Raw genomic sequence first — 25,165 nt, forward strand, 5'->3', positions numbered from 1 at the left:
TCGATGGTCAGCGGGCCCAGCTGCTGGACGCCTCGCTCCCCGGGGACTTGAGTGTGTCCGGTGCCGGGGAAGGACATGGGGGGGCGGTCGCACGGCGGCCACGCGGCGAACGTCGGGGAACGGCAAGGACTTTGGGAGGCGGCACTGCAACGCCCGCGTTCCGGGTGGGCTGCCTTCGTACGGTTCGCCGTCGACCGCTGACCCCTCACGCAGTGAGCCGGAGCCGGCAGGACGTAAAGGCGGTCGTGGTCTGGGTACCCGGAGTGTGAGAAGCGGGCGTCCGCACCGCACCTCGTAGGAGACCACCATGGACCTCCTCGAAGAAGCCCCCCACCGCTTCCGCATCGAACGACACGGTGACATGCGCGTCCCGGGTGTCGTCTTCGCCTCCCGGGGACTGCTGCGTGATGCCGAGCAGGCGCTGGAGCAGGTCGTCAACGTGGCGACGTTGCCCGGGATCGTCGGCGCCTCGTATGCCATGCCCGACATCCACTGGGGTTACGGCTTTCCCATCGGCGGTGTCGCGGCGACCGATGTCGGCGACGGGGGTGTGGTGTCGCCGGGTGGGGTGGGGTTCGACATCTCCTGTGGGGTGCGGTTGCTGGCGGCTGATTGTGATCGGGAGGGGCTCAGGGGCGCCCTCGACGCGGTCATGGACGGGCTCGACCGGGCCGTTCCGCGCGGTGCCGGGCCCGGTGGTGTGTGGCGGCTCAGCGGTGGCGGGGAGCTGGAGCGGGTGCTGGAGGGCGGGGCCCGTTACGCCGTGGAGCAGGGGCACGGGGAGGAACGGGATCTTGTCCGGTGTGAGGATCGGGGAGCGGTCCTCGACGCCGATGTCGGGCAGGTCGGCGGGCGGGCCCGGGAGCGGGGGCTCGGGCAGGTGGGGAGTCTCGGGTCGGCCAATCACTTCCTTGAGGTCCAGCAGGTCGCCGAGGTGTACGACCAGGCGGCTGCGGGCGCCTTCGGGATCGCCCTCGGGCAGGTCACCGTGATGATCCACTGTGGGTCGCGCGGGCTCGGGCACCAGATCTGTACCGATCACGTGCGGGCGATGGACCGGGCCATGGCGCGCTACGGCATCTCCGTGCCCGACCGGCAGCTTGCCTGCACTCCGGTGGAGTCGCCGGAGGGGCGGGCATATCTGGGGGCGATGGCCGCCGCCGCCAACTACGGACGCGCCAACCGTCAGCTCCTCACCGAAGCCGCTCGTCGGGTCTTCCGTCGCGCCGCGAACGTCCGGCTGTCCCTTGTGTACGACGTGTCGCACAACCTCGCCAAGCTCGAGACCCATGAGGTGGGCGGGCGGCGGCGTCGGTTGTGCGTGCACCGCAAGGGGGCCACTCGGGCGTTTCCGCCCGGCGATCCCGATCTTCCCGAGGACCTCCGCCCTCAGGGACAGCCCGTGCTCATTCCCGGGACCATGGGCACTGCCTCTTACGTCCTGGCCGGGGTGGCCGGGGGAGGTGCCTTCTTCTCCACCTGCCACGGTGCGGGGCGCCGGATGAGCCGCCACCAGGCCGCCCGCTCGATCACAGGGAGAGAGCTGCGCACAAGGCTGGAGCGGGACGGCATCGCCGCGCGGCCGCTCTCCTGGCGCGGCCTGGCCGAGGAGGCCCCGGAGGCGTACAAGGACGTCGGGGAGGTCGTGGCGGCGAGTGAGAGTGCCGGGCTGTGCCGGATCGTGGCCCGTCTGGTGCCGCTCGGGGTCGTCAAAGGCTGACCCGGCTCCTGCCGCACGTTTGTCTCGGTCGGCCCCGGCTCCTGCCGCACGTTTGTCTCGGTCGGCCCCGGCTCCTGCCGCACGTTTGTCTCAGTCGGCCCGGCCCCTGCCGCACGTCTGTCTCACACGTCCACGATCGCCGTGCACGACCAGCCGTACGGGTCCGGGCCCATGTGCAGGCCGTGCCACGACACGCCCTTCGGTACGGCACCGGTGATCTCCACGTCCGACAGCCCGGTGACCGTCAGCCGCACCTCGAGCCCCTCGTCGTCTGCCTCGGCCTCCACGTCCACGGGCACCTGGCCGTGGACCTCCAGCCGGTAGACGACCTCCTCCAGGAGGGCGGCCAGCAGATCGTCGTCGTCGTTCTCGGCCAGTCGTACGCGCTCCACGGCGGTGGGACGCGCCGTGGACAGATCCGCGAAGCAGTCCACGAGGCCGGTCGCCGCCTCCGCCAGGCAGCTCTCCCGGCTCACTCCCCATGCCTCGATCCGCACATCGGCGGTGTGCGGCACCGTCCGGTGGCCGCTCGATCCCTGCCGACGCATCGACCTGTCGTCGTCCGTGTCGCCGACCATGCCCATCGTGTGCCCCGCTCAACCGCTTCCACACGGCCCGCGACGTTCAAAGCGTGCGGCCCCGGGGTGCCGAGCGTCCCCAGGGCCGCGACGAGGTGCGTCACGCGCCTCACCCCGTGGCGAGTACCGTCCGCTCCTCCCCGTCCCCCTCCGCCTCCACCGCGCTCTCCTCCGCCGTACGCCCCCGCAGTGCCGTCACCACCAGCAGTGCCGAGAACAGGGCCGCCGAGCCGCACACCACGAAGCCGATCGAGTAGCCGTGACCGAGTGCGTCCAGGGCGTAGGAGCGGGCCGCGCCGGGCGGGGAGGTGGGCGGTACCGAGTTGAGGGCGAGCGGGCCGCCCTCCTTCAGTACCTCGTGTGCGGCCGCCTTCGACTCCGCGCTCAGCGGGGAGGCGCCCGCCAGCGAGGAGGTCACCCGGGCCGCGGCCTGGCTCAGCGCCACGGCGCCGATCACCGCGGGGCCCAGCGTGAAGCCGAAGTCGCGCAGCAGGTTGGTGGCCGCGCTCGCCATTCCCGCGAGCGGCACCGGGACCGTGTTGACGGCGGTCGCGGTGATCGACGACACCGTGAAGGCGAAGCCTATGCCGACCAGCCCCAGCGGCAGGATCAGAGAGGTCAGGTTCTCGTCGCCGACGTCCAGTCCCGCCGCCAGGAAGTCGCCCGCCGCGATCAGCGCCAGACCGGCGGTGAGCAGCGCCCGGGCCGGCAGCCGGTGCAGCAACCGGGAGGTCAGCGGGGTGAGGACCGGCGTGATGGCGTTGAGCAGCAGGAACGCGAAGGCCGTACGCATCGGGCTCTGGTGCTGGATCGGGCCGAGCCGGATGCTCGCCGCGTACGCCGTGCCCAGGAAGCTGAACATGCCCACGACCGCCACGACCGACGCGATCGCGAAGGAGCGGTTGCGGAACAGGTCCAGGCGCAGGAGCGGGGAGCGGGCGCGGCTCTCGGCGCGGACGAACAGGCCGATGAACACCGCCGCGATCACGAACGCCACGACCACCGGGGTCGATCCCCAGCCGTCCGTCGGTCCCTGGATGACCGCGTACAGCAGCGCGAACAGGCCGACGCCGATGGTGATCTGGCCGCCGACGTCGAGCGAACGGCCCTCCGGGGCGCGAGAGTCGGTGGCCAGCCACAGGCTCGCCAGCGCGCTGATCGCGGCCAGGACCGCGACCACCACGAACGCCGAGCGCCATGAGCCGTACGTGCCGGTGATGCCGCCGAGCAGCGGGGCGAGGAAGCCGCCCGCGGACAGGCTGGACGCCCAGACGGCGATGGCTCGGGCCCGCTGGGGGCCGGTGTGCGTGCCGGCCGCGATCATGGCGAGCGAGGTCGGGAAGAGCGCTGCGGCGCCCAGACCGGCCAGCGCCTGGCCCACCCACAGTTGGTGGATGCCGGAGGCGCTCGCGGCGACGACCTCACCTGCGCACAGCAGCGCCGCGCCGCCGACCAGCAGCCGTTTGCGGCCGAAGAGGTCGCCGAGGACGCCGAAGGAGAGTTCGAGGACGGCTACGGGGAGGAGGAACGCGTCGGAGATCCAGGTGAGCTGGGAGCCGACGGGGTGCAGGTGCTCCTGGAACAGGCCGTTGAGCGTGGCCGGCATGGCGAGGCCGATCTGGGCCAGGCAGACGGCGAGACACCCGGCGACGAGCGTGCCGACGGGGAGCGACGCACGCGGGGAAGCGGATGAAGCGGTCGGAGGAGCGGATGTGTCGGACATGAGCGGGTCCCAACGTCAGTGGTGGGTGTGGTGCCGGAGTGCGGGGCGCGGGGTGCGGTTGGGGCGAGGGTCGGGCGGTGCCGTACGTCAGTGGCGGGTGCCGTACATCACCGGTTGCTGGGGTGCGCCGGTCGGTCCCGGCCGACCGTCAGCCGTGCCGGCCGGTACGTGACGTACGCCGCCCCGTCCAGGCCCAGCCCGGTCGCCGACCGCTGGAGCGCCCCCGGCGTCGCCGCGTCGTCCCAGTGGCCGGTGGTGACGCGGTGTTCCAGTGCGTGCAGGGCGGCCACCGTCTCGGCGGTGGTGAACGTGCAGTGGCCCTGCCGCTGGACGTAGGCCTGCCGCAGCAGCGCTCCGTCGCCTGAGGCGCGCACCCGGTCGCCGAACTGCCGCTCCTGCTCGACCGGGACCAGGTTGTCGGCCACGGTGTGCACGTCCAGCAGCGGTACGCCGAGGCCCTGGCCGGCGGAGGACGTGCGCTGGGCGGTGCGTACGGCGGCCGGGTCGGCGGTGACCGCGGCGCCCGCCGTCAGGGACCTCAGGTCGGCGCGCAGGTCCAGGCCGGCCGCCTGGTACAGGGCTCGGACCTGCGGGGCGTGCACGGAACCGGCGAGCAGGTGGGCGTAGTCGACGCCCTTGTTCCAGGAGTTGTTGCCGCCGGCGGACTGCTCGATGGCGTACCGGCCGCCCTCGACGAAGGACAGGATGCCTTGCGCGAACCACGCGTACTGCTGCTTCTCCTGCCCCGCCCAGTCGGTCGGCGCGGGGGCCGTCTCGCCGGGTGCCCACGCGGGCAGGTTCAGGAAGGCGGCGGCCAGCGCGATCCGGGCGCGGCCCTGCGGGGTGGCCTGCGCGGCGGTGACGGCGTCGGTGAGCTTCTTCGCGGTGGCGGCCGCGTCGGCGGCGGACCCGAAGCGGACCAGGCGGACGTCCTGCCCGGACAGGAGCAGCCGGGCGATCGTGTACTCGGCGTCGAGCTGGTAGTTGTCCAGGTCGGTGCCGCCCGCGACCAGGCCGCACAGGCCGAGTGCGCCGTCGACCCGGCCGGCGCCGTCACGGGCGATCTGCGCGTTGACGAGCCCGCCCATGGACTGGCCGACGGACAGCGTGCGCCGCGGTGTGCCGATCTTGGCGGTGACCGCGTCGAGGGTGGCGAACTGGTCGCGTTCGGCGCTGTTCAGGGCCCACATCGAGCCGTGCGGGTCGTACGACGACCCGGCCGTCGCATAGCCCTCGGCGAGCAGCTCGGTGCGTACGGCGTCGGAGGGGGCGTCCTGGGCGACGGTGGGGCCGAAGCCGTGGCTGAACAGGAGCAGGGTGCCGTTCCAGCGGGCGGGGACGTCCGCGATCCAGGTGGCGCCGTCGGCGAGGGTGCCGGTGAGATGGGTGGCCCCCGAGTCCGCCCGGGCGGCCGGTGCGGGGAGCGTGGTCAGGGCCGCGGACGCCACCGCGGCCAGGGCGGCGAGGGCGATGCGGAGTCGGGTGCGGGGACGAGTGCGGGCGGCGCGCATGCGTCGGCTCCTGTCTGGCGGCTCGGGAGCGGGGACCGTGCGATTGCTCGATTGCTCAGTGCACTGAACGTCAGGGAATGTAGGGCTGATTTCTTGCGGGCGTCAATGGAGTGCACAACATCACTTCGCGACACGGCGGCCGGGGTCACCGGCCCCAAGGTCCGCTACTCCGCCGGAACCGTCTCGATCAGCCGCCGTGCCGCGTCCCTGGCCGGTGCGTCCAGCAAGCCGTGAACCGCCCGGAACGTCTCCTCCGCGCCGACCGCGGGCCAGTCGGCCGGCAGATGCCGTACGGGCAGCCGGGGGTCGCTGCGGATCACCTGCAGCCACTCGGAGGTCAGCCGCAGCCGCAGCGCGAGGGCGTCCTCCGCGGTGATGTCCGCGCCGCCCGTCGCGAACGGCCGCCAGGCCGCCTCGAACTCCCGGTAGCGGGCGGCCAGTTCCTCCAGGTCCCAGGTCTCGTCGATCATTCCGGCGATGTCCGTGCCGGTGTCCGCCCGGGCCCGGAAGACCTTCACATGGGCCGCGAGTCCCAGCTCGGCCACGATCCCGGAGACGTCGACCTCGCCCGGCGCGATCCACAGTCCGCTGAACAGCGCCCCGAACCCCGCCCAGGTCAGCTGCGACCGCAGATCGTGCCGCTGGCGCTGCCAGGACTCCGGGAGCGAGAAGCCGAGGAGGGTCCAGGTGCCGTCCCAGTCCCGGTTGACCGCGCCCGTCTTCCAGATGCGCCGCTCCCCGTCGCGCAGGATCGCCTCCGAGCGCTCGGTGAGGCCGACGTACGTGCGGCGGCCCTCGCGGCGGCGGGACAGCAGGCCGCGGGCGACCATGCGGGTGAGGGTGGACCGGGTGGCCTGCTCGCCGACCCCGGCGCGCCGGAACACCTCGATGACGCTCCCCGTGTACACGCACACCCCCCGGCCCAGCACCTCGTCACCGAGGAAGCTGAGCAGGAGGGACTGGGGGCGCAGGGCCGGGGTGGTCACGCGGATACAGTACGAGGCCGCGTCATCGCTGACACACTTTCAGTCCTTTGGGTGTTCGTGGAGAGCGACTCAGGACGAGGAGCCGAGCGAGCGTGCCCTGACCCCCGCAAGATGTGCGGTGAACACCTCGCGCGCCTCGGGCGTCAGGGTGCGCAGCGCCACCAGCGCGGTGATCACCACGTCGCACAGCTCGGCCTGCACGTCCTCCCAGCTGTGCGACGTGCCCTTGCGCGGGTTCTGGCCCGTCGCGCCGATCACCGCCTGCGCGACCTCGCCGACCTCCTCCGACAGCTTCAGCACGCGCAGCAGCAGCTCGTCGGCTCCGTCATGCGCACGGTTGGCGTTCAGCCACGCGTGCAGCCGGTCGATCGACTCCCAGAGGTCCGATTTCGAGTCCGACTTCAAGAGGTCCGCGGAGGTCACCTGGTCGCTCATGCTTGCAGACTGCCATGCCGGAGGCCGAGGAGCGGCCTCCGATCGAAGGGCTGCCCGCGAAGCGCCGCTCCTCCAAGCGCCGCTCCTCGGAGCGAACAGTCCCCTCCGCGTTTCCACCGTCCCACCCGTCACACCGGCCGACCTGTTCACGACGCCGTTCGGGTGGCGGAGGGGCACCGTTGCCGCGCGAGCCGCGACCCATCCGCGAAAGGGCTTGCCCTCGCGCGCACTCCAACTCCTACGGTCACCGGCATGGAGAGCATCGAGCACGTCAGGACACTGGGAAGAAGCGGTATCCGGGTCAGCGCCCTCGGCTTCGGCTGCTGGGCCATCGGAGGCGAGTGGGCGTCCCTCGACGGGCAGCCCCTGGGATGGGGGAAGGTCGACGACGAGGAGTCCGTCCGGGCGGTACGGCGCGCCCTCGACCTCGGTGTCACCTTCTTCGACACGGCCGACGCCTACGGCACCGGCCACAGCGAGCGCGTCCTCGCGCGCGCCCTCGGCAAACGGCGCGCCGACGTGGTCGTCGCCACCAAGTGGGGCAACCTCGTCGACGAGGAACGCCGGCTGCTCACCGGCAGCGACGACTCACCGGCGTACGCCCGCCGCGCGCTGACCGCCTCCCTGCGCCGCCTCGACACCGATTACATCGACCTCTACCAGCTGCACCTGTCCGACGCGGACCCGGAGCGCGCGGCCGAACTCCGCGACACCTGTGAGGAGTTCGTACGGGAGGGGCTCATCCGCGCGTACGCGTGGAGCACCGACGACCCGGCCCGCGCCGCCGTGTTCGCCGAGGGGGAGCACTGCACGGCCGTCCAGCACCGCCTGAACGTCCTCCAGGACGCGCCCGAACTCCTCGCCCTGTGCGAGGAGTCGAACCTCGCGAGCATCAACCGCAGCCCCCTCGCGATGGGGCTGCTCACCGGCAAGCACACCCCCGGACGCGCCCTGGAGGCCGGCGACATCCGCAACGCGCCGCCCGCGTGGCTGCCGGGCTTCACCCAGGGCGGGGGCGCCGACGCCGAATGGCTGCGGCGCGTCGAAGCGCTCCGGGACATCCTCACCAGCGGCGGCCGTACGCTCGCCCAGGGCGCCCTCGCCTGGATCTGGGCCCGCAGCCCGCTCACCGTCCCCATCCCGGGCTTCCGCTCGGTCGCCCAGGCCGAGGACAACGCCGGCGCGCTCGCGAAGGGGCCGCTCACCGCCGGGCAACTGGCCGAGGTGGACCGGATCCTGGGGCGATGAGCGCGCCCTGACGCTCGCCCGTCGTGGGCGCGGCACCGGCCGGGGAAAGCGGTGGAGCCCTCCTGAGTAAGAAATGCGTGAGGGCTGAGAAAGACGTCCGGGAGCAGGTTTTCGCAAGACAGCGCATTCCTCGGCCGTTGACGGTGTGCTCCCGGGAAACTCCTGGTGAGTGATGTGTTCTGCGCCACGGATGTTTCCGGACATGACCCGGGCTTTGCCGCGCCTTTAACACCCCGGTGCGTGTCGCCGGGGATTCGCTTTGTACGGTCCCGGGGTGCGTTTTTCCTCTTCGCTTTCCCCGCGTGACGCGCGGCTGTCCCGGCGCGCCGTGCTCGGGCTCGCCGCCGCTGCCGCACCGCTGACCCTGGCCGCGCCCGCATCCGCTTCCGGGGCCCCGGTCATCGGTGGCGAACGGCTGGGCCTGGCCGGCGTCCAGGTGCAGGGGGGCGCCCCGCTGCCCAAGAGGCTCACCGCCCGCGCCTGGGTCGTCGCCGACCACGACAGCGGTCAGGTGCTCGCCGCGTGCGACGCGCACCGGCGGCTCGCCCCCGCCTCCACGCTGAAGATGCTGTTCGCGGACACCGTGCTGAGGAAGTTCGAGCGGAACCAGACCCACACGGTGACCGACGCCGATCTCGCGGACATCCCCGCCGGGTCCAGCCTCGTCGGCATCAAGCCCGGAATCACGTACACCGTCGAGCAGTTGTGGCTCGGCGTCTTCCTGCGCTCCGGCAACGACGCGGTCCACGTCCTCAGTCATATGAACGGCGGGATCGCGAAGACCGTCGCCGAGATGCAGGCCGAGGCCGAGGACATGCAGGCCCTCGACACCCATGTGGTGAGCCCCGACGGCTTCGACCACCCCGGGCAGCTGTCCTCCGCGTACGACCTGACGCTGTTCGCCCGCCACGGCCTCAGGAGCGGCGACTTCCGCGGCTACTGCTCGACCCGCGTCGCGAACTTCCCGGCAGGGGGGAAGAGGACCTTCCAGATCCAGAACACCGACCGCCTGCTCACCGGTGCCTGGGGTCTTGAGACCTACAAGGGCCTCATCGGCGTCAAGAACGGGTACACCAGCAACGCGGGCAACACCTTCACCGGCGCCGCCACGCGCGGCGGGCGCACCCTCATCGTGACCGTCATGCACCCCGAGCCCGGTGGCAACGGCGTCTACGAGGAGACCGCGTCCCTGCTCGACTGGGGCTTCGCGCACGCCGGGAAGGTCGAGCCCGTGGGCGCCCTGGCGGAGCCGCTCAGCGAGGGCGGCGCGCGGGGGACCCCCGCGCCCGGACGGCAGGTGTCGGCTCACGGGGCGGCCGCCGCGGGGCACGGTGGCTCGTCGTGGGGGCTGATCGGCGGGGCCGGGGGAGTGGCGGCGCTGCTGGCCGGCGGGGTCTACGCGCTGCGCGGGCGTGGGCGCGGACGGCGCAGAGCCACGGAGGACGGCCGCCGGCGGCGTTGACCGGGGCGGAGCATGGGCAGCCGTTCCGTGGTCCGGCGCGTACCCCGCGGTCCCCCGCGAGGTCCACCCCCTGCCGGACCCGGAACGGCTGCCACCCCCCTCGGTGTGGCCTACGGAATGCCGGTGCTCCAAGTGTGAAGCTCTGGTGTAGATGCGCTCAGCGTAAGCCCGTCATGGGCCCGGATGGTGCGGAGTTCTACATTCCGTTTGTGGAAGTTGAGTTGTCGACAAAACACCGTCCCGGGTGCCTGACCCGTCAGCCGCAGCCCACGTACGGCATCGCCGTCGGCAATCCTCGTCTCCCTGTCTGTCAGGGGCCCGCAGCCTGGGCGTGTCCGCCCCTCGGTACACCATGCCGTCCAACCGGCGGGAGCTGAGAACATGAGGGGCGGATCGCAGGACGAGGAGGAACGCATGCTCGAGCGTGGCCGTACCACGCGCGACAGGAAGCAGCCGGAAAGCCACATACCCGAGCCGGAGACGGCACCCCCGGGCGCCCCACCGCACATCCGGAGCGCAGCCCGGCGCCGTACCGGCCTGCTGGTCACCTTCCTCCTCGGCGCCCTCACCGCCACGCCCCCGCTAGCCATGGACATGTACCTCCCGTCCCTGCCGGAGGTCACCAGGTCCCTGCACGCGCCTGCCGCGACCGTGCAGCTCACCCTCACCGGCTGCCTCGCCGGCATGGCGCTCGGCCAGCTGCTGGTCGGCCCGATGAGCGACAAGTGGGGGCGCCGCCGCCCGCTGCTCACGGGGCTCGTCGTCTACGTCCTCGCCACCGCGCTGTGCGCCCTCGCCCCCTCGGTGGAGGCCCTGGTCGCCTTCCGGCTGGTGCAGGGGCTCGCGGGCGCGGCCGGGATCGTGATCGCCCGGGCCGTCGTCCGCGACCTGTACGACGGCAACGCCATGGCCCGGTTCTTCTCCACGCTCATGCTGATCTCCGGGGTGGCTCCGATCGTCGCGCCGCTGATCGGCGGCCAGATCCTGCGCGTCACGGACTGGCGGGGGGTGTTCGTGGTCCTCACGCTCGTCGGGATCGCGCTCACCGCGCTCGTGTGGGTGCGGCTGCCCGAGACGCTCGAACCGGCCGGACGTAACGGCGGGGGAGTGGGCGCCGCCCTGCGCTCCATGCGGACCCTCCTGGCCGACCGCGTCTTCACCGGCTACACCGTCGCGGGCGGTTTCGCCTTCGCGGCGCTGTTCGCGTACGTCTCCGCCTCCCCGTTCGTGATCCAGGAGATCTACGGCGCCTCCCCGCAGACCTTCAGCCTGCTGTTCGGCCTCAACTCGGTCGGCCTGGTCGTCGCCGGGCAGGTCAACGGCAAGGTCCTGGTCGGCCGGGTCAGCCTCGACAGGGTCCTGGCGGTCGGCCTGACGGTCGTCACCCTCGCCGCGACCGCGCTGCTGCTGATGGCTACGGGCGCCCTCGGCGAGGTCGGCCTCCCGCCGGTCGCCGCCGCCCTGTTCGTGCTGATGTCCGCGATGGGCATCACCCTGCCCAACACCCAGGCGCTCGCCCTGATGCGCACCCGCCACCACGCCGGTTCGGCGTCCGCGCTGCTCGGCACCACCTCGTTCCTCATCGGCGCGGTCGCCTCCCCTCTCGTCGGAGTCGCCGGCGAGGGCACCGCCGTCCCGATGGCCGTCGTCCAACTGGCGGCCGCACTGGTGGCGGTCGCCTGCTTCGTGGCACTGTGCCGTCCCTGGACCGCACGCGCGGGCGCGGAGGGCGGGGGTACCCCCGGCCCGAGCGCAGCCGCGAGCCTTGGGGAGGAGAGCTGAGCGCACCGAGACTGCGCGTCGACACCCCGGACAGAGCCGGGCTCGACGCGGAGCAACTGCGTCTTCTCGTACGCGAGATCCGCGCCGCCGTCGAGGGGGAGCGCCCCTGGGCGGCCGGCGCCGTGGTGGTCGCCGGGCGTGGACCGGTGATCGCCGTGGAGGAGGCGGTGGGCTGGGCGGTCCGCTACGCCGCCTACGACGGGCAGGCCGACCGGGGTGTGGAACTGCCGCCGCGGGAGCGGGTGCCGATGGCCGTGGACACTCCCTTCGACCTGGCCTCGCTGACCAAGCTGTTCACGGCGGTCGCCGCGGTGCAGCAGCTGGAGCGGGGCACGCTCGGCATCGACGCGCGCGTGGGGGCGTATCTGCCGGACTTCCGGGCGGTGGCGCACGCGGGGATCACCGTACGGCAGCTGCTCACCCACACCTCCGGGCTGCGGCCCGAACTCCCGCTGTACGACTGCGCGTCGCACGGGGAGCGGCTCGCGCTGCTGCGGGCGGAGGCGCCGGTGGGCGAGCCCGGCACGTCGTACTGCTACTCGGACCTGAACCCGCTCCTTCTGCAGTACGTCCTGGAGCGCGTCACCGGCCGGGGCCTCGACGTGCTCGTGCGCGACGGGATCACCCGGCCGCTGGGCATGACCGCGACGGGCTTCGGCCCGTGCCCTCACGCGGCGGCGACGGAGGACCAGCGGCGGCCGTGGGCCAAGGCGGACCGGGGGATGGTGCGGGGCCGCGTCCACGACGAGAACGCGTGGGCGCTCGGCGGGGTGGCCGGGCACGCGGGCCTTTTCTCGACGGGCCGGGACCTGGCGGTCTTCTGCCGCACCCTGCTGGCCGGCGGCTCCTACGGGACGGCGCGCATCCTGGGTCCCGACTTCGTCGAGCTGATGCTGACCCCGCCGGGGCTGGGCTTCGCGGTGGACCAGCCGTGGTTCATGGGAGAGCTGGCGGGCCGGGGTGCGGCGGGCCACACCGGCTTCACGGGCACGTCACTGGTACTGGACCCGGCGACGGACACGTTCCTGGTGCTGCTCGCGAACACCGTGCATCCGCGCCGCCAGGGGCCGGACAACGGGCCACGGGCACGGGCGGGGGACCGGCTGGCTCGGGCGGTACGGGCGTGAGCGGCGCTCTCGGGAGAGAGGGCCGCTCACGTAGGTGAATGCTGGTCTCGCTCGGCTCCGTCTCCTGCGGCAGCTCTGTGTCGATCTACGGGCCGCTCTGGCTGCCGCCGTGGCCGCCGGTGTTCTTGACGATCACCGTGTCGCCGATCCGGCTGAAGTCGTAGAAGCGGTGGGCGTCCGCCGTGCTCAGGTGGATGCAGCCGTGGGAGATGTCCGCCCGGCCGATGGCATGGTTCCAGGGTGCCGCATGGACGAACACACCGCCGCTGGTCAGGCGCACCGCCCAGTGGACCGTGAGGGCGTAGTAGTTGGGATTGCGCGGATCACACGTGATGTTCGCGCTGCACGAGGTCATCCTGACGACCGCGTCCTTGCCCAGCACGTGGAAGGTTCCGGACGGCGTACGGAAGCCGGGCTTTCCGAAGCCCACGGTGAAGGTCATCACCGTCCGGCCGTCGTCCGTGACGGTCATCCGATGGGTCGCCGCGTCGAGCGTCGAAACATGGCCCGCGGAGGCCCGGGCAGGACCTGCGCCCAGCGACAGGACGGCCGCCAGAACACCGGCCAGTGCGAGCTGGGCGGCGTCACGAAGGCGTGAGCTGGGGACTTCGCGTTGGTGGGCCATTTCTGATCACCATCGCTCTCGGTGTACAAGCCACGATATTCCGGCCCGTCCCTCCCAACGAGCCGGCATCGCCCCCGACGGTTCGGGCGCTCGGACTCCCGTCACGTGCGCGCTCGCGGCACCCGCTGCGATCTTCCGCGGCGGCGATCGTCCGTCGCAGCGGGTCGCGGGCCGTTGCCAGGTCGGCCGGACGGCGGTTCGAAACGTTTGACCAGGCCCGCAGGCGGACGAGGGCAGATCGCTGCTCCCCGATGTGAGCACCGCTCACCGCCCTAGAATCGGCACGTGAACGCCCCCGACTCCCCAGCCGACGCCCTCCGTGCCGCCCTCTCCCGGCTGCTCGACGGGCTTCCGTCCCGGCAGGCCGCGCAGGCCGTGGACCGGCTGATCGCGAACTACCGGGGGCGGACCCCGACCGACGCACCCGTGCTGCGGGACCGCTCCGACGTCGTCGCCTACGCCGCCTACCGCATGCCGGCGACCTTCGAGGCGGTGTCTGCGGCGCTCGGCGCCTTCGCGGACGCCGCCCCCGGCTGGGTGCCCGCGAGCCACGTGGACGTCGGCGGCGGGACCGGCGCCGCGACCTGGGCCGTGAGCGCGACGTGGGGTGGGGAGCGTCAGGTCACCGTGCTCGACTGGGCCGAGCCCGCGCTGGCGCTCGGCCGGGAGATCGCCGCCGCCCATCCGGCGCTCAAGACCGCTGAGTGGTGCCGCTCTCGTATCGGATCGGCGCTCAGCATAGAGAGCACTGATCTCGTCACGGTCTCCTACGTCCTGGGCGAGCTGACCGAAGCCGACCGCGCCGCCGTCGTCGACGCCGCGGCCGCCGCCGCCCAGGCCGTCGTGATCGTCGAACCCGGCACCCCCGACGGCTACACCCGCGTGATCGAGGCGCGCGACCGCCTGATCCGCGCCGGCTTCCACATCGCCGCCCCCTGCCCGCACAGCGCCGCCTGCCCCATCGTCCCCGGCGAGGACTGGTGCCACTTCTCGGCGCGGGTCAGCCGTTCCTCACTGCACCGCCAGGTCAAGGGCGGCTCGCTGGCGTACGAGGACGAGAAGTTCAGCTATGTCGCCGCGGCCCGTTTCCCGGTGCGCCCCGCCGCCTCCCGAGTGGTCCGGCGCCCCCAGATCCGCAAGGGCCAGGTGCTCCTCGACCTGTGCGGCCCAGACGAGTCCCTGCACCGCGACACGGTCACCAAGCGCCACGGGCCGCTCTACCGGGCCGCCCGCGACGCGGACTGGGGTGACGCCTGGCCCGCGTCCCGTGACGATAGGCACGGACAGACGGGATGAAATGCCGCGATGTTCTCTGATTGCGCACTGCAGTTGGCATCGCCCTGCCCATCCCGGTAGGCAACTCCGGTCACCCCGCGCGCAGGATGGTGGGACCATAGGGCATGCTGTCAAGACACAGCAGCGAGGCGAGGGGATAGATGAGCGCAGACTTCGGCCGCCGCACGAGCGTGCAGGGCAGGATCTCCCAGTGGCTGCGCGGACGTCGTCCCGCCCGTCTCAAGGAGGACGCCGGCGACGGCGGCCGTGAGGCGATGCTGCTGGCTGCCGCCGCCGCGGGGCTGCCGCTCGCGCCCGCCGCCCACCCCGTCGGCTACCGCTGTTCCTGCGACCGCGTCGGCTGTCCCACCCCCGCCCGGCACCCGGTCTCCTTCGCCTGGCAGACGCAGTCCACCACGGACCGCGCGCAGATCGAGCGATGGGCCCGGCACCAGCCGCAGGCCAACTTCATCACCGCCACCGGGATGGTGCACGACGTGCTCGACGTCCCGCGTGAGGCCGGCGAGGAGGCCCTGGACCGGCTGCTCGCGTCCGGTGTCGAGGTGGGTCCGGTCGCCATCACCGGGGACGGCCGCATGCTGTTCTTCACGCTGACCCGCGGTACGCCCGAGGACGAGGACGAGTGGTGGCCGTGCGAACTGGACTGCCACCCCGAGACGATGGACGAGCACCCGGGCCTGCGGTGGCACTGCCGGGGGTCGTATGTGCTGGTGCCTCCGGCGCAGTTGCCGGGGGAGCTGTCGGTGGAGTGGGTGCAGGGTCCGGAGCACGCGCTCCCGGATCCGCTGAGCCTGCTCGAGGTGCTCACCGACGCGTGCGCGCGGTACGCGGGCGAGGAGAGCGAGTTGGCGGGCTGGCCGCACCGGGGCTGAGCCCCGGCGGCGACCTCCGTCACTCCCCCTGATCCCCCTCGGCCTACTCCCCTGCGGCCCCCGTGAGCCCCTCCACCCGGCTCACGAACTTCACCGGGCCCTTCCTCGGGTCCAGCACGGCCTGGTTCGACACGTACTCCAGGGTCAGGGACTGCCTGACCTCCCCGGTCAGCAGGGCCTTGATGTTCGGGTCGCTGATGTTGATGTTCACGCCCTGTGCGGCGATCTGCCTCTCGTAGTGGTGTGTGGCGAAGAACACCAGCGCCCCGCCGTCCGTGGTGCGCAGCCCCACCGGGGCGTAGTCGCCGTTCGTCAGCGACTCGTCGATGTACTGCCGGGCCAGCCCGGGCTTGCTCGCGTTCTTCAGCCGGGTGGCGCGCCACTGCGAGGTGTGCGGGCCGGGCGCGAACATGTCCCCGCCGCTTCGCAGATAGGTCGCGTACGCGGTGCTGAGCTTCCGGGGCTGGACGGCGAGCGCCGGGTCGTCCGCGCCGACGGGTTCGGCCCAGCCGTCCTTGTCCGTCTTGAACACCGGTACGTCGCCGGGCGCGAGGATCGTCAGATACGACACCGCCCACACCTTGCTCGCATCGGAGCGGGTGAAGACGAGCAGCCAACGGGCGTCCGCGCTGCCCTTGTTGGCGCGGGTGTCGGCGACGAACCAGCGCGGCCAGCCGGCCTTCCTCGGGATCGTGAACTTGGCGTCGGTCAGCTGCAGCGGCACATGGCCGGGGTTGCCGCCCGGGTTGGTCTTGTGGCCGGCCTCCAGCTTGCCGCCGTCGATGGCGCCGAGCGCACCGGTGACCCGGCCCGCGTCCAGAGACCGGTCGTACGCCTTGTCCGCCTTGTTGTAGGCGGCGAGGAAGTCCTTCAGCGCGCGGGCCGCCTCGGCGTGTGTCGCCGTCGGTACGACCTCCCGCTCGCCGTGCACCACGACGCAGCCGCTCGCCGTCACGGACAGAACCGTCACCGCCGCCGTTGCCAGGGCGAACCGACCTGGACTACGCAGCGTTCGAGGGCTGCGATCCCCGCGCTCCCTGCTCATCAGTGACCTTCACCTTCCCCTTCCCGGAGGCGAACCCTACCGGGGACAGGAAAAGCGCGAGCGTCGGGATCAAGTACAGCAGCCACACCGTGACCTGAAGGACCGTCGGGTCGGGCTGGAAGTTGAACACGCCCTTCAGCAGCGTGCCGTACCAGCTGTCCGGCGGGATCGTGCCGCTGATGTCGAAGGCGAGGCTCCTCAGGCCCGGGATCCAGCCGGCCTCCTGCAGGTCGTGAAAGCCGTAGGCGAGCACGCCCGCGGCGACGACGACCAGCATGCCGCCGGTCCAGGTGAAGAACTTCGCCAGGTTGATCTTCAGCGCGCCCCGGTAGAACAGCCAGCCCAGGAAGACGGCCGTGGCGAGGCCCAGGGCGACGCCGACGAGCGGGCGCGGGGTGCCGTCGCTCGCCGCGTGCACCGACGCCCACACGAACAGGGCGGTCTCCAGCCCCTCGCGGCCCACGGCGAGGAACGCGGTGGCCACCAGCGCGCCCGTGCCCATCGCCAGGGCGGCGTCCAGCTTGCCGTGCAGTTCCGACCGCAGGTGCCGGGCGGTGCGCCGCATCCAGAAGACCATCCACGTCACCAGGCCGACGGCGAGGATCGACAGTGACCCGCCGAGCGCCTCCTGCGCCTGGAACGTCAGCTCCTGCGAGCCGAATTCGAGGACGCAGCCGAAGCCGAGCGCGATGGCGACCGCGATGCCGATGCCGGTCCAGATCGGCCTCAGGGCGTCGCGGCGGCCGGTCTTGACCAGGTAGGCGATCAGGATGCAGACGACGAGGCTGGCCTCCAGCCCCTCGCGCAGGCCGATCAGGTAGTTGGAGAACACGGGCTACGCCTCCTCGGACAACAGGGTGCGGCCCCACCAGTCGCCGGAGTCCCGGACGCCGGGCGGGATGGCGAAGACGGCCGAACCCACGTGCTGGATGTACTCGTTGAGCGCGTCGTGCGCCGCCAGCCTGCGCTGGAGCGGTATGAACCCCTTGCGCACGTCGCGCTGGTAGGCCAGGAAGAACAGGCCCGCGTCCAGGCGGCCGAGGCCGTCGGTGCCGTCGGTGAAGGAGTAGCCCCGGCGCAGGATGGTGATGCCGTCGTTGGAATCGGGGTGTGCGAGCCGGACGTGCGCGTCGGGCTTCATCGCCTTCAGGAACGGCTCGTCGTGCTCCTTCGCCCTGCCGACCGGCGCGCCCTCGCGCTTGTCCCGGCCGAAGACGTCCTCCTGCTCCTGCAGCGAGGTCCGGTCCCAGGTCTCGACGTTCATGCGGATCCGCCGGGCGACCAGGTAGGAGCCACCGGTCATCCACGCCGGCCCGTCCCCGTCGCCCACCCACACGAACTTCTTCAGCCGGTCCGTCTCCGTCCCCGCGATGTTGCGGGTGCCGTCCTTGAACCCGAAGAGGTTGCGCGGCGTCTGTGCGTCCGGGGTCGTCGAGGAGGTCTTGCCGAAGCCGAGCTGGGACCAGCGGATGGCGACCTTGCCGAAGCCGATGCGGGCCAGGTTGCGGATCGCGTGCACGGCGACCTGCGGGTCGTCCGCGCAGGCCTGGATGCACAGATCGCCGCCCGTGCGGGACCTGTCCAGGTTGTCGCCGGGGAACTTCGGCAGGTCGACCAGGGCCTCGGGGCGCTTGTTCCGCAGCCCGAACCTGTCGAAGAGCGAAGGCCCGAAGCCGATCGTCAGGGTCAGCCGCGAGGGCTTGAGACCCAGTGCCTCCCCGGTGTCGTCCGGCGGCGCCTCGGCGAGCCCGCCGTAGGCGCCCTCACCGATGGTCTGCCCGGCCGTCATCCGCCGGGCCGCGGCCGTCCAGTCCTTCAGCATCTGCACGAACTCGGCGCGGTCGTCGGTCTTCACGTCGAACGCGGCGAAGTGCAGCCGGTCCTGCACGGGCGTGGCGATGCCCGCCTGGTGGGCGCCGTGGAACTCCACCGCGCCACCGGCCTCCGCTGCGGCCGGATCCACGTCGTTGCCCGCATTGGCCGCCGCCACCGCGCCCCCGGCCGCGGCGGCACCGAGCGCGAGCCCGGCGCCTGTCCAGCCGATCAGTGCCCGGCGCGACGGACTGCTCCCCCGGGTCTCGGTCATCTGCGCATCGGTCATCGTCCTGCCCCCCCCTGCTTACTTCACGACCGCGGCGGCGAGCCTGGAGAGCGGCTCGGCGAGTGCGTTCACCGCGTCGGACAGCTCCTTCTGCTGGTCCTTGGTGACCTTGTCGTACGAGACGAAGTCGTAGGAGGTCTTGTCCGAGCGGTACTTGTCCAGCAGGGCGCCCAGCGCGGCGAACTGCTTGTCGAGCTCCTTGGAGAGCGCCGGGTCGTTCGCGTCGGCGACCGGCTTCAGCAGTTCGTACGACTTCTGCGCGCCCTCCACGTTGGCCTTGAAGTCGACCAGGTCCGTGTGCGAGTAGCGCTCCTCCTCGCCCGTGACCTTGCCGGTGGCGACCTCGTCGAGGAGTTCCTTGGCGCCGTTGGCCATGGAGGTCGGGGTGATCTCGGCGGTGCCGACCTTCTCCTGCCACTCCTTCAGGTCGGTGACCAGCTGGTCGGCGAGGGCCTTCTCCTCGGCGCCGATCTTCTTGTCCTGCCAGAGGGCCTTCTCCAGACGGTGCCAGCCGGTCCACTTCTGGCCGCCCTCCAGGCCGTCCTCGCGGACGTCGACCTTCGGGTCGATGTCGCCGAAGGACTCGGCGACCGGCTCGGTGCGCTCCCAGCCGAGACGCGAGGGGGCGTACGCCTTCTTCGCCGCCTCCAGGTCACCGGCCTTCACGGCGTCGGTGAACACCTTCACCTTGGGCAGCGTCTCGTCGGCCTGCGCTTGTGCGTACGCGCGGTAGGCGGCCACGGCCTTGTCCAGGCGCGGGTCGCGCTTGGCGGCGCTGCCGCCGCCGGTGGCCGTGACGGTCTGGCGTATGCCCTTGCCCGTCATGCCGGGCTTGCAGGCGATCTGGTAGTCGCCGGCCTTCACCTCGGCGGTGACCGTCTGCTTGGTGCCGGGGCCGATGTTCTCGCGCTCGGCGACGATCCGGTCGTCCGGGAAGAGCAGGTACACCTCGGTCACCTTGGCGCCCTTGTTCTCGACCGCCACCTCGACGTGCCCGGCCGGGAACTCCTTCCTGGACACCTCGCACTTCGAGTCGGTGGCGGTCACCCGGATCGCGCGGTCGGATCCCTCAGCGGTGCTCTTCTCCGTGCATCCGGTGACGGCGGTCAGAGCCGCCGCGGTGGCGGCGGCGGTGACGACGGAGAGTCGAACGGCTCGCATGCAGGCTCCAGAGAGAATGGTTTGGTGAGGCTTGCCTAATTTAACTGAGCATTACCTGCCTCATACCCGCCCGGACCGTGATTCAGGTCTCACTGGGGTCATCGGGGCTCCGCCCTTCGCTCCCGGTTGATGTTTGAATGCGCCGGTGACTGACTACGACGTGCTGCGCGTCTTCTGCGGACCCAGCGGCGGCTACGGCAACGAACTCGGCGTCGTCCGGGACGGTTCGCTGATGCCCGGGCAGGACGAGCGGCAGGCGTTCGCCGCCAAACTCGGCTTCAGCGAGACCGTGTTCGTCGACGACCCCGAGCGCGGGATCATCGACATCTACACGCCCACGCTGCGGCTGCCGTTCGCCGGGCACCCCTGCGTGGGCACGGCCTGGCTGCTCGATCTGCCGGAACTCCTCACTCCGGCCGGTGTGGTGGGGGCGCGCCAGGACGGCGAGTTCAGCTGGATCGAGGCCCGCCCGGAGTGGGCGCCGCCGCGCACGCTGCGGCAGTACCCGACGGCCGCCGAGGTGGACGGTCTGCCCGTCCCACCGCCGGGGGAGTGGATCTATGCCTGGGCGTGGGAGGACGAGTCGGCGGGCCGGGTCCGCGCCCGGGCCTTCCCCGGCCGCGACGACGGCATTGAGGAGGACGAGGCGACGGGCGCGGCGGCGCTCCTGCTCACCGCCCGGCTCGGCCGCGCGCTCAACATCCGCCAGGGCGCCGGCTCACAGATCCTCACGGCGCCGCAGCCGGAGGGGTGGGTGGAGGTCGGGGGCAGGGTGTTCCTGGAACGCTGACCCTAGGCGCTCAGTGGGAACTCCTCGCCCAGAGCCCGGAAGACCGCCGTGTTGAGCGTGTACGCCCGACGGCACTCGGCGATGACCCGCTGCTTCTCCAAGTCGTCGACCCCGATGCCGTCCAGGAGCGTCCGGTACGTCCTCTTGAACGCCGCCGGGTTGGGGATCCCGTCGAACACATAGAAGCGCACCCCGTCACCCTTCCGGGTGAAGCCCCATGTCTTCTCCGCCACGTCGCGGATGATCTGGCCGCCCGCGAGGTCGCCCATGTAGCGGGTGTAGTGGTGTGCGACGTATCCGCCGGGCCACTGCTCGGCGCACTCCCGCACCCGGTTCGCATACGTCCGCGTCGCGGGCAGCGCCGCCAGGTGCGCCCGCCACCCGGGTCCGCGCAGATGCGTCAGGTCCCGCTCCAGCGCGGTCAGCCGGAACAGCTCCGGCCGCACGAACGGCCCGGCCACCGGGTCGCCCGCCAGCCGGGCGGCAGCGGACTCCAGGGCCTCGTACACGAACCACAGCTGCTCCGTGTACCGCGTGTACGCGTCCACGCCGAGCCTGCCGCCGAGCAGGCCGGTGATGAACGCTGAAGTGTTCGCTTCCCGGTGCTCGCCCTGCGACGCGGTGCGGATCAGCGCCGAGAAGGCCGTGCCGGCCGTCTCCGGGGTGTTCATGGGACCTCCGCGTCTTGCCGACATCCTGTCGGCAAGAGCCTACCCGCGATCCGCCGCCGGCCCACGCCGAAGAGCCCGCTCTGTGGACAGAGCGGGCTCCGAGGGGTGCGGCGTGGCTACGGCAGCGTGAGGATGTCCGCGCCCGTCTCCGTGACGACCAGCGTGTGCTCGAACTGCGCGGTCCGCTTGCGGTCCTTCGTGACGACCGTCCACCCGTCGTCCCACATGTCGTACTCGTGCGTGCCGAGCGTGAGCATGGGCTCGATGGTGAAGGTCATGCCCGGCTGCATCACCGTGGTCGCGTGCGGGCTGTCGTAGTGCGGGATGATCAGCCCGGAGTGGAACGACGAGTTGATCCCGTGACCGGTGAAGTCCCGCACGACCCCGTATCCGAACCGCTTCGCGTACGACTCGATGACGCGGCCGATGACGTTGATCTGACGGCCGGGCCTGACGGCCTTGACGGCACGGGCCAGGGACTCGCGGGTGCGCTCGACGAGCAGCCGGGACTCCTCGTCCACGTCGCCGACCAGGTAGGTGGCGTTGGTGTCGCCGTGGACGCCGCCGATGTACGCCGTCACGTCGAGGTTGATGATGTCGCCGTCGCGCAGGACCGTGGAGTCCGGGATGCCGTGGCAGATGACCTCGTTGATCGAGGTGCACAGCGACTTGGGGAACCCGCGGTAGCCCAGGGTGGAGGGGTAGGCGCCGTGGTCGCACATGTACTCGTGGGCGACCCGGTCCAGCTCGTCCGTGGTGACGCCCGGGGCGATGATCTTCGCCGCCTCGGCCATCGCCCCCGCCGCGATCCGCCCGGCGACACGCATCGCCTCGACGGTCTCGGGGGTCTGCACCTCGGGCCCCGTGTACGGGGTGGGCGCCGGTTTGCCGACGTACTCGGGGCGGCGGATGTTTCCGGGGACGGAACGGGTGGGAGACAGCTCTCCTGGTACGAGCAGCGACTGGCCAGACATGCCAGCGAGTCTATCCAGCGGCCGTGCGGGACCATGGCCGTGGTGAAAGGAGCTCCTGCGATGGCGCTGTTCAGGAAGCGTACGGTCGGCAAGCCGGGCGAGTGGTACTACTGCCTGGTCCACCAGAAGGTCGAGGAGGGCCCGGAGTGCCCGGCGAAGGACCGTTTCGGCCCGTACGCGTCCCGTCAGGAGGCGGAACACGCGATGGAGACGGCACGGGAGCGGAACGTCGAGTGGGAGACGGACCCGCGCTGGCACGACACGCCTCCGGCGGAACGGGAGGGGGACTGAGCGGGGGCTCGCGCACGCCTCCGCCGCTGCGCTGAGACAGGAGGTCCCCCCATCCGCCTGCCCCTTCGGGCGGGCGGGTGCCCACCGGCCCGGCGCCCGGGCAACCGGATCACCCGGCGGCTACCACCGCGCCGGCGGCGGCTCCGTCAGCTGGTCCGCCAGCCGGGACAGGCGGTCCCGGAAGCGGCGCCGTCCCCGTGGGGCCGGCAGCCGGTTCTCCCCGGCCGCCGCGCTCACCAGGTGCTGCACCGTGTCCAGGTCCAGATCCGTGTCCTCGGGCACCGCCAGCGACTCGTGGGCCAGAGCCGTCAGGTCCCGGTCCCCGGCGTCCAGCGCCAGCACCGTCGCCCCGGCCCGCCGCGCGTCGTGGACCCGCTCCAGCAGCCCCGCCCCCGGCGCGGCGGGCGACACCACCAGCAGGGTCTCCCCGCGCCGTGCCGCCGACAGCCGTCCCAGCCCCACCGCCAGATGCGCCGGATCCGAGGCCCGCGCCGCGTGCCGCACCAGCGTCGGGGACAGCTCCGGCGTACCGGACCAGGCCGCCTCGTCGACCAGGTGCGCCGCCAGGTGCCACGGCTCGTAGTCCTGGGTGCCGACGAGCAGCAGCCCGCCCCCGTGCGACACCACCGACCCGCGCAGCGACCCCGCGAACCGCCGGGTGGCGACCGGCCACTCGGTCCCGGCGAGCACTTCCCGCAGCAAGGCGACCCGTACGGCGTCCATACGCAGGCATCCTGCCGCAAACGGCCCCTGGGGGAGCGGGAGTTCCCCGTGAATTCCCCCGGCCCGGGGACGGATCGGGACCACCGGCCCCAGAAGCACCACCACCCCCACCACCGGCCCTGCGCAGGGGCACCGTCCGCCGGACCCCATGACGGCCCTCACCTGAGCGGCGCGGCCGGCCGGGGCGCACGTAGAGTCGGCTCATGACCTCTACCGACAGTGCATCCAAGGCCCCCGCCAAGGACCCCTGGGACCTCCCCGACGTCTCCGGACACGTCGTCGGCGTGCTCGGCGGCACCGGGCCGCAGGGCAAGGGCCTCGCCTACCGGCTCGCCCGGGCCGGCCAGAAGGTGATCATCGGCTCCCGTGCCGCGGAACGCGCGCAGGCCGCAGCCGAGCAGATCGGCCACGGCATCGAGGGAGCCGACAACGCCGAGACCGCGCGGCGCAGCGACATCGTGATCGTCGCCGTGCCGTGGGAGGGCCACGGCCCGCTCCTGCAGTCGCTGCGCGAGGAGCTGGCCGGCAAGCTCGTCGTCGACTGTGTCAACCCGCTCGGCTTCGACAAGAAGGGCGCCTACGCGCTGAAGCCGGAGGAGGGCAGCGCCGCCGAGCAGGCCGCCGCTCTGCTGCCGCAGTCGCGGGTCACCGCCGCCTTCCACCACCTGTCCGCCGTCCTCCTGGAGGACCCGGAGGTCGAGCAGATCGACACGGACGTCATGGTCCTCGGTGAGGAGCGGGCCGATGTGGAGATCGTGCAGGCGCTGGCCGGACGCATCCCCGGCATGCGCGGCATCTTCGCGGGCCGGCTGCGCAACGCCCACCAGGTGGAGTCGCTGGTGGCGAACCTGATCTCCGTCAACCGGCGGTACAAGGCACACGCCGGGCTCCGGATCACGGACGTGTGACCGGATGGGGGACACTGGTCGTCGGAGCGGTTCCGGGTGGTTGCGAGCATTCCGAGCAGTTCCGAGCAGTTCCGAGTATTCCGAGCAGTGTCCCCCGACAGGAGCCGACCGACATGCCCCGCCTCGCCCTCTACGCCCTCGCCGTCTGCGTCCTCTCCGTGGCCGCGGCCGTCGTCTCCTTCGTCCAGGGCAGCTGGCTCGGCATCGTGTGGATCCTGCTCGCGGGCGTCTCGTCCAACATGACCTGGTACTACTTCAGGCGCGGTCGCGCGGGCCGCTCGGACGGGGCGAAGTCCGTCACGGGCTGACCGAGCAGAACTCGTTGGTGCCCTGCCAGAAGCGATACAGCGCCTGACCGCAGTACCGGTCGAAGTCGCCGATGCCCAGGCCGTTCAGGATGGCGTCGATCACGTCGAAGAACGCGCTGTTGACGGACGGCACCCACAGCAGCGCGAACACGAACAGCAGGCCGAACGGCGCGAAGGGCTCCACCTGGCGCCGGACGCTGTACGGCAGCCAGGGCTCGAGGATGCCGTAGCCGTCCAGCCCGGGCACCGGCAGGAAGTTCAGGATCGTCGCCGAGACCTCCAGCAGGGCGAGGAAGGCCAGGGCGAACCGGAAGTCCCGCGGCACCCCGTCCAGGGCGCCCAGCCAGAACGGGGCCGTGAGAAGCGCCGCGAACACCACGTTCGTCAGCGGCCCCGCCGCCGAGACCAGGCTGTGCCGCCAGCGGCCGCGGATGCGGCCCCGCTCGATGAACACCGCGCCGCCCGGCAGACCGATCCCGCCCATGATCACGAAGACCACCGGCAGCACGATGCTCAGCAGGGCGTGCGTGTACTTCAGCGGGTTCAGCGTGAGGTAGCCCTTCGCGCCGACCGAGATGTCGCCGCTGTGCAGGGCGGTGCGGGCGTGCGCGTACTCGTGCAGGCACAGGGAGACCACCCAGGCGGCCGTCACGAACAGGAACACGGCGACGCCGGGCTGCTCGGCGAACCCGCTCCAGGTGGCCCAGCCGGTGACCGCCGTCACGGCCAGGATCCCGACGAACACGGGACTGATCCTGCGGTCACTGCGCCGGGCGGCGGCGGTGGTCATGGGTCTCCCTGATCTCTACGCATACGGCGACGGCCCGA

At 72.0% G+C, this 25,165-nt stretch carries 25 protein-coding genes; 11 read left to right on the top strand and 14 right to left on the bottom strand.

The window, feature by feature from the left end:
* Positions 1 to 307 precede the first annotated feature (307 nt).
* Positions 308 to 1,720, top strand: coding sequence for an RtcB family protein (locus ACFYZE_RS01920; RefSeq protein ID WP_388987033.1), 1,413 nt, complete (start codon positions 308 to 310; stop codon positions 1,718 to 1,720).
* A 122-nt stretch (positions 1,721 to 1,842) separates the two neighbouring features.
* On the opposite strand, the gene ACFYZE_RS01925 is transcribed toward ACFYZE_RS01920, so the two are convergent.
* The 5 genes from ACFYZE_RS01925 to ACFYZE_RS01945 form a co-directional block, all read right to left on the bottom strand.
* Entirely contained in the window at positions 1,843 to 2,298 is a 456-nt protein-coding gene (locus ACFYZE_RS01925) for an archease (protein WP_388987035.1), read from the bottom strand.
* 109 nt (positions 2,299 to 2,407) lie between these two features.
* Positions 2,408 to 4,021: an MFS transporter gene (locus ACFYZE_RS01930; protein WP_388987037.1), complete on the bottom strand. Its 1,614-nt coding sequence runs from the start codon at positions 4,019 to 4,021 to the stop codon at positions 2,408 to 2,410.
* A 107-nt stretch (positions 4,022 to 4,128) separates the two neighbouring features.
* On the bottom strand, positions 4,129 to 5,532 hold the full coding sequence (locus ACFYZE_RS01935; RefSeq protein ID WP_388987039.1) for an alpha/beta hydrolase: 1,404 nt from the start codon (positions 5,530 to 5,532) through the stop codon (positions 4,129 to 4,131).
* A 164-nt stretch (positions 5,533 to 5,696) separates the two neighbouring features.
* Positions 5,697 to 6,524, bottom strand: coding sequence for a PaaX family transcriptional regulator C-terminal domain-containing protein (locus ACFYZE_RS01940; RefSeq protein WP_388987924.1), 828 nt, complete (start codon positions 6,522 to 6,524; stop codon positions 5,697 to 5,699).
* A 63-nt stretch (positions 6,525 to 6,587) separates the two neighbouring features.
* A complete protein-coding gene (locus tag ACFYZE_RS01945) occupies positions 6,588 to 6,953 on the bottom strand; it encodes a MazG-like family protein (RefSeq protein ID WP_388987041.1) in 366 nt (121 codons plus the stop codon).
* A gap of 252 nt (positions 6,954 to 7,205) precedes the next feature.
* On the opposite strand from ACFYZE_RS01945, the gene ACFYZE_RS01950 reads away from it, so the two are divergent.
* The 4 genes from ACFYZE_RS01950 to ACFYZE_RS01965 all read left to right on the top strand — a co-directional run bounded on the left by ACFYZE_RS01950 (position 7,206) and on the right by ACFYZE_RS01965 (position 12,572).
* Positions 7,206 to 8,201 (top strand): aldo/keto reductase, encoded by a 996-nt coding sequence (locus tag ACFYZE_RS01950; protein WP_388987043.1) that lies wholly within the window; start codon positions 7,206 to 7,208, stop codon positions 8,199 to 8,201.
* A gap of 274 nt (positions 8,202 to 8,475) precedes the next feature.
* Complete coding sequence (locus ACFYZE_RS01955; RefSeq protein ID WP_388987046.1) at positions 8,476 to 9,663, top strand: D-alanyl-D-alanine carboxypeptidase family protein; 1,188 nt, start codon at positions 8,476 to 8,478, stop codon at positions 9,661 to 9,663.
* Between the two features lie 414 nt (positions 9,664 to 10,077).
* Positions 10,078 to 11,445, top strand: a complete 1,368-nt coding sequence (locus tag ACFYZE_RS01960; protein WP_388987049.1) for a multidrug effflux MFS transporter — start codon at positions 10,078 to 10,080, stop codon at positions 11,443 to 11,445.
* Positions 11,358 to 12,572, top strand: a complete 1,215-nt coding sequence (locus ACFYZE_RS01965) for a serine hydrolase domain-containing protein (RefSeq protein WP_388987052.1) — start codon at positions 11,358 to 11,360, stop codon at positions 12,570 to 12,572. The genes ACFYZE_RS01960 and ACFYZE_RS01965 overlap by 88 nt, the downstream gene beginning before the upstream one ends.
* 85 nt (positions 12,573 to 12,657) lie before the next feature.
* Here the strand turns inward: ACFYZE_RS01965 and ACFYZE_RS01970 are convergent, their stop codons facing one another.
* Positions 12,658 to 13,197 carry a L,D-transpeptidase gene (locus ACFYZE_RS01970; protein WP_388987055.1) on the bottom strand — a complete coding sequence of 180 codons (540 nt, stop codon included), beginning with the start codon at positions 13,195 to 13,197 and terminating at the stop codon, positions 12,658 to 12,660.
* 285 nt (positions 13,198 to 13,482) lie between these two features.
* Between ACFYZE_RS01970 and ACFYZE_RS01975 the strand changes: the two genes are divergently transcribed.
* Entirely contained in the window at positions 13,483 to 14,493 is a 1,011-nt protein-coding gene (locus ACFYZE_RS01975; RefSeq protein ID WP_388987058.1) for a small ribosomal subunit Rsm22 family protein, read from the top strand.
* Between the two features lie 140 nt (positions 14,494 to 14,633).
* Positions 14,634 to 15,365 (top strand): bifunctional DNA primase/polymerase, encoded by a 732-nt coding sequence (locus tag ACFYZE_RS01980; RefSeq protein WP_388987061.1) that lies wholly within the window; start codon positions 14,634 to 14,636, stop codon positions 15,363 to 15,365.
* 43 nt (positions 15,366 to 15,408) lie between these two features.
* Here ACFYZE_RS01980 and ACFYZE_RS01985 read toward each other — a convergent pair whose 3' ends face one another.
* Genes ACFYZE_RS01985 through efeO form a run of 4 tightly spaced genes read right to left on the bottom strand, consistent with a single transcriptional unit; the run spans position 15,409 to position 19,672 of the window.
* Positions 15,409 to 16,320, bottom strand: a complete 912-nt coding sequence (locus ACFYZE_RS01985; RefSeq protein WP_388987064.1) for a hypothetical protein — start codon at positions 16,318 to 16,320, stop codon at positions 15,409 to 15,411.
* A gap of 46 nt (positions 16,321 to 16,366) precedes the next feature.
* Positions 16,367 to 17,242 carry an iron uptake transporter permease EfeU gene (gene efeU, locus ACFYZE_RS01990; protein ID WP_388987067.1) on the bottom strand — a complete coding sequence of 292 codons (876 nt, stop codon included), beginning with the start codon at positions 17,240 to 17,242 and terminating at the stop codon, positions 16,367 to 16,369.
* A gap of 3 nt (positions 17,243 to 17,245) precedes the next feature.
* A complete protein-coding gene (gene efeB, locus ACFYZE_RS01995; RefSeq protein WP_388987070.1) occupies positions 17,246 to 18,511 on the bottom strand; it encodes an iron uptake transporter deferrochelatase/peroxidase subunit in 1,266 nt (421 codons plus the stop codon).
* An 18-nt stretch (positions 18,512 to 18,529) separates the two neighbouring features.
* The gene (efeO, locus tag ACFYZE_RS02000) at positions 18,530 to 19,672 is read right to left on the bottom strand and encodes an iron uptake system protein EfeO (RefSeq protein ID WP_388987073.1); all 1,143 of its coding nucleotides are present in this window, start codon (positions 19,670 to 19,672) and stop codon (positions 18,530 to 18,532) included.
* A 145-nt stretch (positions 19,673 to 19,817) separates the two neighbouring features.
* Between efeO and ACFYZE_RS02005 the strand changes: the two genes are divergently transcribed.
* Entirely contained in the window at positions 19,818 to 20,462 is a 645-nt protein-coding gene (locus ACFYZE_RS02005; protein WP_388987075.1) for a PhzF family phenazine biosynthesis protein, read from the top strand.
* Between the two features lie 2 nt (positions 20,463 to 20,464).
* Here the strand turns inward: ACFYZE_RS02005 and ACFYZE_RS02010 are convergent, their stop codons facing one another.
* Together ACFYZE_RS02010 and map are read right to left on the bottom strand one after the other, a co-directional pair.
* Positions 20,465 to 21,133, bottom strand: coding sequence for a heme oxygenase (biliverdin-producing) (locus tag ACFYZE_RS02010; protein ID WP_388987078.1), 669 nt, complete (start codon positions 21,131 to 21,133; stop codon positions 20,465 to 20,467).
* A gap of 116 nt (positions 21,134 to 21,249) precedes the next feature.
* The gene (gene map, locus ACFYZE_RS02015; RefSeq protein ID WP_388987081.1) at positions 21,250 to 22,107 is read right to left on the bottom strand and encodes a type I methionyl aminopeptidase; all 858 of its coding nucleotides are present in this window, start codon (positions 22,105 to 22,107) and stop codon (positions 21,250 to 21,252) included.
* Positions 22,108 to 22,167: 60 nt separating this feature from the next.
* Here map and ACFYZE_RS02020 point away from each other — a divergent pair, with 60 nt between their 5' ends.
* The gene (locus tag ACFYZE_RS02020; protein ID WP_388987084.1) at positions 22,168 to 22,398 is read left to right on the top strand and encodes a hypothetical protein; all 231 of its coding nucleotides are present in this window, start codon (positions 22,168 to 22,170) and stop codon (positions 22,396 to 22,398) included.
* 120 nt (positions 22,399 to 22,518) lie between these two features.
* On the opposite strand, the gene ACFYZE_RS02025 is transcribed toward ACFYZE_RS02020, so the two are convergent.
* Positions 22,519 to 23,121, bottom strand: coding sequence for a hypothetical protein (locus ACFYZE_RS02025; RefSeq protein ID WP_388987086.1), 603 nt, complete (start codon positions 23,119 to 23,121; stop codon positions 22,519 to 22,521).
* A gap of 203 nt (positions 23,122 to 23,324) precedes the next feature.
* Here ACFYZE_RS02025 and npdG point away from each other — a divergent pair, with 203 nt between their 5' ends.
* Entirely contained in the window at positions 23,325 to 24,029 is a 705-nt protein-coding gene (gene npdG / locus ACFYZE_RS02030) for an NADPH-dependent F420 reductase (RefSeq protein WP_388987089.1), read from the top strand.
* Positions 24,030 to 24,142: 113 nt separating this feature from the next.
* Positions 24,143 to 24,337 (top strand): hypothetical protein, encoded by a 195-nt coding sequence (locus ACFYZE_RS02035; RefSeq protein WP_388987091.1) that lies wholly within the window; start codon positions 24,143 to 24,145, stop codon positions 24,335 to 24,337.
* Here the strand turns inward: ACFYZE_RS02035 and ACFYZE_RS02040 are convergent.
* On the bottom strand, positions 24,327 to 25,127 hold the full coding sequence (locus ACFYZE_RS02040; protein WP_388987093.1) for a site-2 protease family protein: 801 nt from the start codon (positions 25,125 to 25,127) through the stop codon (positions 24,327 to 24,329). The genes ACFYZE_RS02035 and ACFYZE_RS02040 overlap by 11 nt on opposite strands.
* Positions 25,128 to 25,165 lie beyond the last annotated feature (38 nt).

It is taken from the genome of Streptomyces sp. NPDC001796, assembly GCF_042892355.1.
In the GTDB taxonomy this organism is placed as follows: Bacteria; Actinomycetota; Actinomycetes; order Streptomycetales; family Streptomycetaceae; genus Streptomyces.